The 12,250-nt window shown below is 39.2% G+C and carries 13 protein-coding genes; 9 read left to right on the forward strand and 4 right to left on the reverse strand.

What is annotated here, in order from left to right; genetic code table 11:
* Window positions 1-62: 62 nt before the first annotated feature.
* A complete protein-coding gene (locus MMB68_RS10625; RefSeq protein ID WP_221782731.1) occupies window positions 63-905 on the reverse strand; it encodes a sulfurtransferase in 843 nt (280 codons plus the stop codon).
* Window positions 906-1,150: 245 nt separating this feature from the next.
* Between MMB68_RS10625 and MMB68_RS10630 the strand changes: the two genes are divergently transcribed.
* Together MMB68_RS10630 and MMB68_RS10635 are read left to right on the forward strand one after the other, a co-directional pair.
* On the forward strand, window positions 1,151-1,900 hold the full coding sequence (locus tag MMB68_RS10630; protein ID WP_221782732.1) for a Cof-type HAD-IIB family hydrolase: 750 nt from the start codon (window positions 1,151-1,153) through the stop codon (window positions 1,898-1,900).
* Between the two features lie 122 nt (window positions 1,901-2,022).
* Window positions 2,023-2,718 (forward strand): peptidoglycan-binding protein, encoded by a 696-nt coding sequence (locus MMB68_RS10635; protein WP_221782734.1) that lies wholly within the window; start codon window positions 2,023-2,025, stop codon window positions 2,716-2,718.
* Between the two features lie 123 nt (window positions 2,719-2,841).
* Here MMB68_RS10635 and MMB68_RS10640 read toward each other — a convergent pair whose 3' ends face one another.
* Together MMB68_RS10640 and MMB68_RS10645 are read right to left on the reverse strand one after the other, a co-directional pair.
* Window positions 2,842-3,006 carry a hypothetical protein gene (locus MMB68_RS10640; RefSeq protein WP_013056680.1) on the reverse strand — a complete coding sequence of 55 codons (165 nt, stop codon included), beginning with the start codon at window positions 3,004-3,006 and terminating at the stop codon, window positions 2,842-2,844.
* Between the two features lie 463 nt (window positions 3,007-3,469).
* Window positions 3,470-4,201: a polysaccharide deacetylase family protein gene (locus tag MMB68_RS10645; protein WP_221782736.1), complete on the reverse strand. Its 732-nt coding sequence runs from the start codon at window positions 4,199-4,201 to the stop codon at window positions 3,470-3,472.
* Window positions 4,202-4,361: 160 nt separating this feature from the next.
* Between MMB68_RS10645 and MMB68_RS10650 the strand changes: the two genes are divergently transcribed.
* The gene (locus MMB68_RS10650; protein WP_221782738.1) at window positions 4,362-4,772 is read left to right on the forward strand and encodes a hypothetical protein; all 411 of its coding nucleotides are present in this window, start codon (window positions 4,362-4,364) and stop codon (window positions 4,770-4,772) included.
* Between the two features lie 84 nt (window positions 4,773-4,856).
* The gene (locus MMB68_RS10655) at window positions 4,857-5,045 is read left to right on the forward strand and encodes a hypothetical protein (RefSeq protein WP_014460480.1); all 189 of its coding nucleotides are present in this window, start codon (window positions 4,857-4,859) and stop codon (window positions 5,043-5,045) included.
* 261 nt (window positions 5,046-5,306) lie between these two features.
* Here the strand turns inward: MMB68_RS10655 and metA are convergent, their stop codons facing one another.
* On the reverse strand, window positions 5,307-6,218 hold the full coding sequence (gene metA / locus MMB68_RS10660) for a homoserine O-acetyltransferase MetA (protein ID WP_013056685.1): 912 nt from the start codon (window positions 6,216-6,218) through the stop codon (window positions 5,307-5,309).
* A gap of 351 nt (window positions 6,219-6,569) precedes the next feature.
* On the opposite strand from metA, the gene MMB68_RS10665 reads away from it, so the two are divergent.
* From MMB68_RS10665 to MMB68_RS10685, 5 genes are all read left to right on the forward strand, one after another.
* Complete coding sequence (locus MMB68_RS10665; protein WP_221782740.1) at window positions 6,570-8,258, forward strand: formate--tetrahydrofolate ligase; 1,689 nt, start codon at window positions 6,570-6,572, stop codon at window positions 8,256-8,258.
* A 278-nt stretch (window positions 8,259-8,536) separates the two neighbouring features.
* Window positions 8,537-9,055, forward strand: a complete 519-nt coding sequence (locus MMB68_RS10670; RefSeq protein WP_028408806.1) for a hypothetical protein — start codon at window positions 8,537-8,539, stop codon at window positions 9,053-9,055.
* Window positions 9,056-9,116: 61 nt separating this feature from the next.
* Window positions 9,117-9,593 carry a glutathione peroxidase gene (locus MMB68_RS10675; RefSeq protein WP_221782742.1) on the forward strand — a complete coding sequence of 159 codons (477 nt, stop codon included), beginning with the start codon at window positions 9,117-9,119 and terminating at the stop codon, window positions 9,591-9,593.
* Between the two features lie 124 nt (window positions 9,594-9,717).
* A complete protein-coding gene (locus MMB68_RS10680; protein ID WP_277447914.1) occupies window positions 9,718-10,371 on the forward strand; it encodes an HD domain-containing protein in 654 nt (217 codons plus the stop codon).
* Window positions 10,352-12,250, forward strand: a complete 1,899-nt coding sequence (locus MMB68_RS10685; RefSeq protein WP_277447913.1) for an ABC-F family ATP-binding cassette domain-containing protein — start codon at window positions 10,352-10,354, stop codon at window positions 12,248-12,250. The genes MMB68_RS10680 and MMB68_RS10685 overlap by 20 nt, the downstream gene beginning before the upstream one ends.

Here is a 12,250-nt window from a genome sequence, read left to right on the forward strand (position 1 = left end):
AGAAGAATACAAAAAAAGAAGGTTCAGTCCCTATACTTTTGGTGAGACTGAGCCTTCTTTGTCTATCTGTTTTTCTCGATTGGATTGTCACGATAGCTAATCCAATCGCTCCAGCTGCCGGCATATAATTTTACATTTGGAAAACCTGCTGATTTTAAAGCCAAAACGTTAGGGCAAGCAGATACACCCGATCCGCAGTATACAATGATTTCAGCGGGAGAATCAATAGCAGAGAACATCTCCTTCCACTCTTTATCTGTTTTCCATAAACCTTCTGAAGTTAACACATCTTGCCAAAAAGAATGAATGGCGCCTGGAATATGTCCTGCTACAAAGTCAATGGGTTCTTCTAAGCCGAGATACCTCTTTTTTTCGCGAGAGTCGACAAGAACAACATTAGGGTTATGAAGATTCTCTTTTACGTATTCAACTCCTGCAAGTCCCCAATCTTGTTGCACGAAAGGTACAAACGTTTGAGGAGAACCTTCTGGTACGTTCTTCGTTGTTTCATATCCCGATTGTTTCCAGTTAGTAAAACCTCCATTTAAAATTTGTACGTATTCAATTCCTATATATCGCAGTAGCCACCATGCTCTTGAAGCCATCATTCCGTTTTGTTCATCATAAACGACGACTCTGGAATCAGCATTAATTCCTAAGCTGCCGAGCTTCTGAGCTAGCTTTTGAACATCGGGCAGCGGGTGTCTGCCTCCGTGGGAAGTAGCCACAGAGGACAAATCTTTTTCTAAATCCAAATAATGAGCATCTGGGAGGTGCTCATTTTGATAAGCATCTGCGCCTGCCTCAGGCTTTCCAAGAGTAAATCGGCAGTCGAGCAAAACAATGGAGTGTTGGGGTTGCTGTAATGCAGTATGTAAGTCAGCTGGTGAAATAATAGTATTCATAACATTCACATCCTTTTACCAAAATTCTAGTTGAAATAACTAAAAATGAAAAGCGTTATATGTAAATTACGGCAAAGCCATTTTGTCTTCCTTCAATTATTCCCCGTAGAATAATTGACCATTTTAGCGCTTATCTGATGCAGAGTGAAATGCTCCTGTGCTACAGTTATAGTAAGAGTTACATAGTATAAGCCAAATGCTCAGCGTAATGTCATACTTACTATTGATGAGAAGGAGAGAGAAAGATGCAAACAAATGAAAAGAAAGAATTTAAACTGATTGCACTAGATATGGATGGGACCCTGCTGAACAATCAGCAAGAAATTTCTGAAGAAAATCGTGCGGCCATTGCTAAAGCTCAAGAACAAGGTGTTCATGTGGTATTAAGCACGGGGCGATCTCTTTTAACATGCCGTGAATACGCGCAGTCTCTTCAGCTGTCTTCTTACCTTATTACAGTAAACGGAAGTGAAATTTGGGATGAATCTGGACAGCTTGTAGAACGAAAGTTAATTGATGCTTCACACATTGAGAAAATGTGGAATTTAACGCAAGAGAATAAGCTTAACTTTTGGGCTGTGACTACGGATAAAGTATGGAGAGATGAATTTCCAGAAGATATTGCTTCACAGGAATGGCTGAAGTTTGGCTACGATATTCCAGATGATGCTTTACGAGAAGAAGTGCTGAAACAAATAGCAGGCATTTCAGATTTTGAAATCAGCAACTCTAGTTTAACGAATCTAGAAATTAATGCACTTGGTATTAACAAAGCAAAAGGGATCATGACTGTATGTGAACGTTTGGGCATTTCAATGGATGAAGTTATTGCACTGGGAGACAGCTTAAATGATATGGCTATGATTGAAGCGGCAGGTTGTGGAATCGCCATGGGAAATGCTCAGGAAGCTGTAAAAGAAGCAGCGGACTGGGTGACGGATACAAATGTCAATAACGGAGTAGCGAAGGCTATCAGCCACTGGGTACTGAAATAACAGCAGCTCTACATGTTGCACAACTTAACTGCTTCCCGCATAAACTGATACTGGATGCCTCCCTTAGAGTTTGTCTTATACGTATATATAAGGAGAAGCCATCTAGTTAAGGAGTGGGGAGTATGAGTGATTTATCATTAGATAAGCTGTTACAAAAAGCAGAAAATAAGTTGCAGAATGTACATGAAATAGTGCAAGAAAAATCGTACGATCTCATTGGGCAAGCATATAAAGAAAGCATATTTGTTAGTATCACTGAAGGGTTTAGATCGATAGAGCAGCAGCATAAACTATATTCACAAGGCCGAACAACACCAGGAAGTATCGTGACTAATGCTAAAGGCGGCTATTCTTATCATAATTATGGACTAGCTTTTGATATTGCGCTGCTTGATAACGACGGAAAAGTTGACTGGACCATTGATCGAAGATGGAACAAAGCGGGAGAGATAGGAAAAAGGATTGGGTTGGAATGGGGAGGAGATTGGACAAGCTTAAAAGATTACCCTCATTTTCAATATACATTCGGTTTATCTTTGTCGGAGCTTCGAAGTGGAAAAGTACCTAAAAAACAGACGCCAAAGGCTTCAAGCATGTTAATTAAATACGGAGATCGAGGAAATCACGTACAGTTAATTCAGCGTATGCTTATTCACTTAGGTTATTCTCTTTTTGGAGGCGCAGACGGTATATTCGGGTCTTCCACTTTCAAAGCGGTAAAAGCTTTTCAACAAGCACTTTATCTGCAGGTAGATGGAATAGTTGGACCGAAGACACTCGAAAAACTCTACAATAATTTTAATAAAACTATGTTCTAAATAACCATAAAAAACTGATAAAGAGAAAAGGAAGAAAAGAGATGGATGGAAATCGTCTCCTTTCTTCCTTTTCTGTAGTTATAGTAGAAAAACTGAAATGTATAAAGAAATAAAAAGGATTTTCTAAGCGTAAGAAACGTTCACGTGATCTAACTGGATAACATTGCTCAACAACACGATATCTTTATATATTTCACTTTTTACAGAGGCGTTTGAACAGTTTTGATAGTCTTTTAACAAGCGGCCAAGTTCTTTAATAAATAACAACGTCTCTTGTTCATTAATCATAGTCAAAACTCCTTGTTTAGAAATGAATCCAGGTCATTATATAGGAATTCTATCATATCTATACGCACCTGTTGACAAAAAAAGTTCGTCAATTTTTTTGTGAGAAGAAGAAATTTAGGGATATGTGGAATGCGTTCGACTCTCTCATTTTATCTATATGCAGCTTGTCTAAAAATATGAGAGTAGTTATAGTAATATTTACTCCTAATCATGCAACTTAAAACCTATTTTAGAGGTTATCCGTAAATTCCCTCTATTGTAGAGCGATGGAACAAAAAAGAATGCTTCATTTTGTACCTTTAGTATGATAACGTTTTGAAGAAATAAGGCATGCTTTTGAGTTTTAAGATGGATTTGAATTAGAACCTTTGACACGCTCTTTTTGTAGGAGAGGCATATTTACTTTCTATTAAGGGAAATCGTAAAGCTCCAACGAGTTTCTAAATCAGAAACTCGTTGGAGCTTAATTTTTTGGATAAGGGATGTGCAAAAGTTCTGGGACGGTCACAAAATGATATCCTTCTTGTTTAAGTCTAGGAATGATGGTATCCAGCGACTTTGAGGTGTTGGAAAGGTCCATGGTCCAATGGCCTCCGTCGTGCATCAAAACAATTGTTCCGGCGTGCATGTTCTTAAATACATTTTTGGTGATTTCTGCTTCTGGGATTTGCTTCCAGTCTAATGAATCAGAAGACCAGTTAATCGCATAGACATTTTCATTTGGCAGCTCGTTGATCATTTCTTGCGTTAAATTTCCATATGGAGGACGAAACAGCTGCGTTTCAAAACCGGTAATGTTTTTAATAATAGCCTGGGTTTTGGCAATTTCCCAGTGAAACTTTTCAGTAGATTCTTTTAGTAAATTGGGGTGCCAATAGGTATGAATCCCAACAGCATGACCTTCAGCTACCATTCTCTTCACCAGCTCAGGATGTTCGTGAGCTTTTGCCCCAATAAGAAAAAAGGTTGCTTTAATACCATGCTTTTTCAATTGATCCAATACATGTGGAGTAAAGCGCGGATCCGGTCCATCATCAAATGTTAGGGCGGTCTGCTTTAGGTGGTTATTACCTTGATAAAGCAAACGGTCACGCACAGCTACATTTTTTACTTGTTCCGCTTTACATAGTGCAGGAAGGGCTCCATTAAATAAGAAGCACAGTGTGAAAAGCAGTATACTAATTCTTCGTATCATGTACATGCACGCTCCTTTCTAGGGCAAAGTATAACGTTATGATACCCGATTAAAAATTTTGTATGAAGCTGAATTTCCCTTTTGTATCAAAACGTATGATATGCATGAAACAGCGCACTATAATAAACAGTTACTATTAGGTGAAGAAAGGAAAAAGCAGATGAAAAAAATACTGATCGCTGTAGCATTGATTTTTTCGCTAAGTTTATCTCCCTTAGCTGAATATATTTCCTATCACGACGACTATAAAGTAAGTGCAAGGTCGTATCGTTCGGGAAAGCGTTCGTTTAATAGACAGCCAAGCGTTAGACAAAATGAGCCGAGATCTAATTTTTCAAACCGCAGAAATGGAACTGTAAATCGAGGCGTTACCCGTTCAAAACGAGGAGGATTCGCCCGTGGACTGCTGTATGGCGGTCTGGCAGGGATGTTATTTGGCGGTTTGCTTGGTCATATGGGTGCACTGGGCGGGATTTTTGGGTTGTTAATTAACATTTTAGCTATTGTGCTTATAATTAATTTAATTTTGCGTTTATTCCGCCCTTCTCGTCGCGATAATAATTGGAGGTAGACCGTAATTGCTGTCATAAACTAATAAGAAAGCGCCATATAAATAAGAAAACGCTTTCTATGGTTAATCGAAAGGATGAAACGTATGTCAGCAAACAGACAGCGCAGCAAATACCTGGCGTTTTGCACAGAATGCGGTCTCCCAAACAGGTTAACATTGTTTCTTTTAAGGCAGTACGTTGCGACAGACGAATATAGCGGATTTTATTGTGGGAATTGCGGAATTCGAAACGAATTTCCAGATTCAGTCATTGAATATATTAAAGAACTATAAAACACAATCTGTTAGAAGAAGATTGTGTTTTATTTATTTGATAAAACTATGTTCTAAATGCGAATTAAAAAGAAAAACATAGCTACTTACAAAAAAAGAAATGTTGAATCTGGAGCAGGAAAATCCTTTTTTATAACAGTTTGCGAGAAGAACATACATATATTATCCACGTTAAAAAGAGAACAGCAGCACATGCAAAAACGACAAATCCATATAAGGACTTGTCGTTTTTTATGTTTGAAATACGGCCGCTCGGTTCTTTCATTCCCACAGATATGGAGTCTCTTGGTAAACATAGTAGTTCAACCAATTCATAAACAGCAGGTTGGCATGAGAGCGCCATGTTTTTAAAGGGTTTTTGTCGGGATCATTGTTTGGGAAATAGTGTTCCGGAAGCTTCGGCTCTAGCCCTTTCTCTGTATCTCGAAGAAATTCTTCCTGCAGTGTTTGAACGTCGTATTCTGGGTGTCCTGTAACGAAAACAAACTTTTCGTCTTTAGACATCGCCATATAAACACCAGCTTCCTCAGAGTAGGAAAGAAGCTCAAGGTCAGGGTGGTTTTTTACTTCATTCATGTCGACGTCGGTGTGACGAGAATGAGGAGAATAAAAGACATCATCAAATCCTCGCAGCAGCTTAATCGGTTCTTCACTCGATACAACATGCGTAAATACACCCGTGCATTTATCAGAAAGAGGCCGCTTGTCAATGCCAAAGTGATGATAAAGTCCGGCTTGAGCTCCCCAACAGATATGAAGGGTAGAAGTCACATTTGTTTTACACCAATCCATAATTTCTTGAAGTTCTTTCCAGTAGTTTACTTCTTCAAATGGTATATGTTCTACAGGTGCTCCTGTAATAATCATTCCGTCATATTTTCGTTCTTTAATTTGTTCAAACGTTTTATAAAACTGATCTAGGTGATTTTTACTCGTTGTTTTTGCTTTATGGCTTGCCGTATAAAGAAGTGTAATATGCACTTGAAGCGGTGAGTTCCCGAGTAAACGTAATAATTGTGTTTCAGCTTTTTCTTTTTCCGGCATTAAGTTTAGGATAACAATATTAAGCGGGCGAATTTCCTGGTTAACCGCGCGCACGTCGTCCATAATGAAAATTCTCTCTTTTTCTAAAATTTCTTTTGCCGGAAGATCACGTGGAATATTAATAGGCAATAAAATTCCTCCTATTCGATTTCGAAGTAATGACGCGTATAAATGTTCTTTCTCACGTGAAGATGAGGTTCAACATTTATGTACAATATACTATTATAGGAATATACAGAATATTAAGCAATTGAATTTTGAAAAAAAAGAGCATTAATATGCGTAATGGCTAAAATGAAATGGTACAATAAGGTTAAACTGGAGCGTTGCTATGCTTTTTTTACTTGACTGAAACTCAGTGAAATTTACAGCGCAGTCGTTCCTGTATTTATTAAACTTCATATCTCCCCCAGAAAATGGATTTTATCCTTTTTTGATGAAGTGTTTAAAAAGAATTCTCAGCAGAAAAGGGGTTTTTATATGACAACTAAGAAGCAAATAAAAAGTGATTTGCAAATTGCACAAGAGGCAATCATTAAACCGATTAAAGAGATTGCCGAGCAGCTGGATATTTTAGAGGCCGAGCTAGAGCCGTACGGACATTATAAAGCTAAGCTTTCTTTGTCCGTTATGGAACGTTTACACACAAAACAAGATGGAAAAGTTATTTTAGTTACAGCTATTAATCCAACTCCAGCAGGAGAAGGGAAGTCGACAGTGACAGTTGGCTTAGCTCAGGCATTACATAGATTAGGTAAAAAAGCGATTGTCGCCATGCGTGAACCATCTCTTGGTCCGGTAATGGGAATTAAAGGAGGTGCCGCTGGCGGCGGTTATGCTCAAGTGCTTCCAATGGAGGATATTAACTTACACTTTACTGGAGACCTGCATGCCATCACAACAGCTAACAATGCGCTGGCGGCTATTTTAGATAACCATATACATCAAGGTAATGAATTGCGTATTGATACACGTAAAATCACGTGGAAACGAGTGGTGGATTTAAACGACCGCGCGTTGCGTCAGGTCGTCATTGGATTAGGTGGTCCGATGCAGGGTGTTCCTCGAGAAGATGGATTTGATATTACGGTGGCATCAGAAATTATGGCTATTTTCTGCTTAGCGTCAGATTTACAAGACTTGAAGCGTCGCTTAGCGTCTATTGTGGTAGCTTATAACATGGACAATGAGCCTGTAACGGTTGCAGACTTAGGTGCACAAGGAGCGCTTACTCTTCTTTTAAAAGATGCGATTAAACCAAACCTTGTACAGACGTTGGAACACACTCCAGCCCTCATTCACGGAGGTCCTTTTGCTAATATTGCCCACGGCTGCAATAGCGTCATTGCAACAAAAATGGCTGCAAAACTAGGCGACTATGTAGTAACAGAAGCGGGATTTGGGGCAGATTTGGGCGCGGAAAAATTCCTGAATATTAAAGCTCGTATGGCAGATATTAAACCAGAAACGGTGGTAATCGTTGCAACAATTCGCGCTTTAAAAATGCATGGGGGAGTTCCTAAAGAGCGTTTAAATGAAGAAAACATTGAGGCTTTAGAAGCGGGAATTGAAAATCTGGAAAAACATATTGAAACGATTCAGGCATTCGGCGTTCCTTACGTTGTAGCCGTGAACCGTTTTGTGACGGACTCAGAAGGTGAAGTAGAAGCGCTTATGAATTGGTGTGATTCAAAGAATGTTCCAGTTGCTTTAACAGAAGTATGGGAAAAAGGTGGAGAAGGCGGCGTCATGCTTGCTGAAAAAATTCTTGAAGTCATGAACGAGACAGAAAGTCAATTTTCTCCTCTTTACGATGTGTCAGCTTCAATTCCAGAAAAAGTAGAAGCTATTGCTAAAACTGTATACGGAGCACAAGGCGTAGATTTTGCTCCAAAAGCGTTAAAACAAATACAGCAATTTGAAGCAAACGGTTGGGATCACCTGCCAATCTGTATGGCCAAAACGCAGTATTCGTTAAGTGATGATCAGACGAAGCTTGGGCGACCAACTGATTTTAAGATTACGGTAAGGGAATTCCGTCCTTCACTCGGAGCTGGGTTTCTTGTGGCGCTAACAGGTTCAATTATGACAATGCCTGGCCTGCCAAAAAAACCTGCTGCGCTTAATATGGATATTGACGAGAATGGACATGCACTAGGGATTTTTTAAGAGAAGAGGCTAGGGTAAGAGTATTCTATTTGAAGGGAAATCCGAACGATGAAGCAAGATTCTTGATGAAGAATCAAACTCGTTCGGATTTTTTCATAGTTATGGTAAAAAGAAGTTTCATAGGTGTAGCGGCTTCTAGATGTAGATTGGGTGGACTTAGTTGTATCTCAATCTCTTTCTTGCAATATAAAACAAAATAACAGGTATGTTATGAATTAATTTGGCAAGAAAGAAGAAGAGCTGACTGTTCGTATTTTATAAAAAAGGAAGTAGTTGAAATGTTTGATCCAATTGTATTTGATAATTTAAAAGTTGTTGTAGAAGGAGAGATCTATGATCTTGACTTGTCTGGGCAAGTATCTGTTACGAATCGCGAAGATTTTGTAGACTTAGCTCAGTTTACTCGAACGTACCGCATTTCTTTTCAACAGCATTTTTGCTGTACCGCGTCGCTAACTTTATCAACCGACTTAGACAACATTCATGCCGAATTAACGCCTTCCCGTGTAGAAAAACCAGGGTGTACAGTTTATATTCACTTTCAGCTAAAAAAACAAAAACCGTTTGAAGAAGCCGAGTTTCAAAACATACAGGAAATGTGTGAGCGGATTTGGGGAACAACAAGAGTTGTGAAGCAGCGTATTACTCATGAAATCGGAGGAAGCGAATATGAAAACAATATTGAGGTAACCTTTAACCGATTTATTTACGAAGACCAAGTAGGAGATTTAATCGAGATGATTGATTACATGCTGCAAACGACTGATCAGCTAAAGGTTCTTTACGACAAATCATAAGAGCGTTTCAGTTGTACTTCCGAAATAAAGTGAATTACAATAGGGAAAAGGAGGCGTTTTGATGAGCGTGTATGAATACTCGGCAAAAACAATTAAAGACGAAGACGTATCGATATCTAACTATCAAGGTGACGTGCTGTTGATTGTGAATACAGCTAGCAAGTGCGGCTTCACCCCTCAATATAAAGATTTGCAGGCGCTGTACGAAGAAGAAAAAGAAAACGGTCTAACAGTTCTAGGTTTTCCTTGCAATCAGTTCGGTGGTCAAGAGCCAGGAAATTCAAATGATATTGAACAATTTTGCGAGTTAAACTATGGCGTTTCGTTTCCGATGTTTGCAAAGGTGGATGTAAAGGGGGAGCATGCACACCCATTATTTACATACTTAACAGAACAAGCACCGGGTCTACTAGGTTCCAAAGGGATAAAGTGGAATTTCACGAAGTTTTTAGTGAATCGTCAAGGTGAAGTCGTGAAGCGATACGCACCTCAAACTGCACCAAAAGATATTCAAAAAGATATAAAAGAATTGCTTTAAAAGCAGGTGGATCTCCATCTGTTTTTTGTTTTTTAGCCAGGGTTTTCAAACGGTGATCCGCTGTCAGTGAGACGAGCGCCTCACTTTGTGCTAAAATAATGGTGGATATAATTGAGGTGAGCAAATGAATAAAATAGTGGAAACGGAAAAGTGGGTTCAAGCAAAGCTTGCGCATGACACAACGGGTCATGACTGGCAGCATATCGATCGCGTGCGTCGAAATGCAGTGCTTTTATATAAAAAAGAAGGCGGCAATCGGGAAGTTATCGAACTAGCCGCACTTTTACACGATGTTGTAGATGATAAGCTAGTGGAAGATGTTGAAAAGGCGTACGAAGAAGTGGGGGAGTGGCTGAAGAGTCAGCGCGTAGAAGAAGAGAACTGCAAGCATATCGTTCACATTTTACAAACGATGTCATTTAAAGGCGGAAACCGTCCGGCTATGGCTACGCTTGAAGGTCAAATTGTTCAAGATGCAGATCGTTTAGATGCGATTGGTGCAATTGGTATCGCACGTACGTTTATGTATGCAGGTGCTAAAGGCACGGCTTTGTATGATGAAAATATTGCTGTACGAAGTGAGATGACGGAAGAAGAATACAGACACGGGAAATCAACGGCTATTGCACATTTTTATGAAAAGTTATTAAAGCTCACTGCGTTAATGAATACTCAAACAGCACGGTCTCTAGCGCAAGAGCGACATACATATATGAAAGAATTTTTAGTTCAATTTAAGAAAGAGTGGAATTATCATTATGAAAATGCTGACTGTTGAAAACTTAACAAAAACGTATGGAGAAAAAGAGCTGTTTCATCAACTAACATTTACCATTACGGAAAATGAGCGAATCGGCTTAATCGGTGTAAACGGAACAGGGAAATCAACGCTTCTTAAAATTATCGCAGGTTTAGAGCTCGGAGACGAAGGAGATATTGTTCATGCTAAAGACTACAGCGTAACATATTTACCGCAGCATCCGGATTTTGATGAAGACTTAACGGTTTTGGAGCAAGTTTTCAGTGGAGATACGCCTCTTCTTAACTTATTAAAAAACTATGAGCTAGCTCTGTATGCGTTAGAGCAAGACTCTGCAAACGAAAAAAATCAGCAAACATTGTATGATTTACAGCAGAAAATGGATGCGATGAACGCATGGGAAGCCAATTCTAACGCACAGTCGATTTTAACGAAGCTTGGAATTTCAAATATGAGTGCAAAAATTGGTGAGCTTTCAGGTGGACAGAAAAAGCGCGTGTCCATTGCGCAAAGCCTAATTCAAACACCTGATTTACTGATCTTAGATGAGCCGACTAACCACTTAGATTATGAGACCGTTAAATGGCTTGAAGAATATTTATCTAAATATCAAGGAGCCGTGCTGCTTGTTACTCATGATCGCTATTTCTTGGATGCTGTTACAAACCGGATTTTTGAATTAGACGGTGGAAATTTATATAGCTATAAAGGAAACTATGCTGCTTTTCTAGAAGGAAAAGCGATTCGAGAAGAGCAGGAAAAAGCAACTCAAGCAAAATTAAGCAACTTATACCGCAATGAATTGGCTTGGATTCGCAGAGGAGCAAAAGCGCGTACGACTAAGCAAAAAGCGCGTATTCAGCGATTTGATGAATTAGAAGGGAAAATCGATTCCTCTGAAAAAGAATCACTGGATTTAAGTTTAGCAGGCAGTCGCCTTGGGAAAAAAGTGTTTGAATTAAAAGATGTGTCTAAGACGTATGAAAATAAAATCATTCTTTCAGATTTTACTCACATCGTGAAAAAACAAGATCGAATTGGAATTGTCGGAAAAAATGGAAGCGGAAAGTCTACCCTGTTGAATATGATTGCAGGACGCATTGAGCCGGACAGCGGTGAAATTGACAGAGGACAAACGGTTAAAGTTGCTTACTATACCCAAGAAAGCGATGATATGGACTTGAATCAACGTATGCTTGATTATATTAAAGAATCGGCAGAAGTGGTGCATACGACGGATGGGAAAATGATCTCTGCGTCGCAAATGCTTGAGAGATTTCTATTTCCTTCACATACGCACGGAACACCGATTCAAAAGTTGTCCGGAGGAGAGCGCCGTCGTTTATACTTATTGAAATTATTAATGACATCGCCAAATGTTTTGCTTCTAGATGAGCCGACTAATGATTTGGATACTCAAACGCTAACGGTGCTTGAAGACTACCTCGAAGAATTTCCAGGTGTTGTTATCACGGTATCACATGATCGCTATTTCTTGGATAAAGTAGCAGATTACTTACTAGTTTTTGAAGGAGAAGGGAACATTTCGATTTATTTTGGCGCTTATACAGATCAATTGGAAGAAGCGATGAAGAAGAAGCAGGCAATGGTTCAGCAGGCTAAAGTGAAAGAAGAAAAGCCAAAACAGCCGGAGAAAACAAAAAAGCGTCGCTTAACGTATAAAGAACAAAAAGAATGGGAAGAAATCGAAGATAATATTGCAGCAAAAGAAGAAGAAATTGAACGCTTAACAAGTGAAATTGAACAGGTGGGCAGCGATTATACAAAAGCGCATAACCTATCGTTAGAACAAGAAAAAGTAAATGAAGAATTAAGTGCACTGCTTGATCGCTGGGCAGAGCTTTCAGAGCTGATTGAAGAAATTGAAAACGCGTAA

The organism is Priestia sp. Y58 (assembly GCF_029522095.1).
Lineage (GTDB): Bacteria > Bacillota > Bacilli > Bacillales > Bacillaceae_H > Priestia > Priestia megaterium_E.

Coding starts and splice junctions, on each gene's coding strand:
- MMB68_RS10625 (WP_221782731.1), bottom strand. CDS start 905: ATGAATACTATTATTTCACCAGCTGACTTACATACTGCATTACAGCAA.
- MMB68_RS10630 (WP_221782732.1), top strand. CDS start 1,151: ATGCAAACAAATGAAAAGAAAGAATTTAAACTGATTGCACTAGATATG.
- MMB68_RS10635 (WP_221782734.1), top strand. CDS start 2,023: ATGAGTGATTTATCATTAGATAAGCTGTTACAAAAAGCAGAAAATAAG.
- MMB68_RS10640 (WP_013056680.1), bottom strand. CDS start 3,006: ATGATTAATGAACAAGAGACGTTGTTATTTATTAAAGAACTTGGCCGC.
- MMB68_RS10645 (WP_221782736.1), bottom strand. CDS start 4,201: ATGATACGAAGAATTAGTATACTGCTTTTCACACTGTGCTTCTTATTT.
- MMB68_RS10650 (WP_221782738.1), top strand. CDS start 4,362: ATGAAAAAAATACTGATCGCTGTAGCATTGATTTTTTCGCTAAGTTTA.
- MMB68_RS10655 (WP_014460480.1), top strand. CDS start 4,857: ATGTCAGCAAACAGACAGCGCAGCAAATACCTGGCGTTTTGCACAGAA.
- MMB68_RS10665 (WP_221782740.1), top strand. CDS start 6,570: ATGACAACTAAGAAGCAAATAAAAAGTGATTTGCAAATTGCACAAGAG.
- MMB68_RS10670 (WP_028408806.1), top strand. CDS start 8,537: ATGTTTGATCCAATTGTATTTGATAATTTAAAAGTTGTTGTAGAAGGA.
- MMB68_RS10675 (WP_221782742.1), top strand. CDS start 9,117: ATGAGCGTGTATGAATACTCGGCAAAAACAATTAAAGACGAAGACGTA.
- MMB68_RS10680 (WP_277447914.1), top strand. CDS start 9,718: ATGAATAAAATAGTGGAAACGGAAAAGTGGGTTCAAGCAAAGCTTGCG.
- MMB68_RS10685 (WP_277447913.1), top strand. CDS start 10,352: ATGAAAATGCTGACTGTTGAAAACTTAACAAAAACGTATGGAGAAAAA.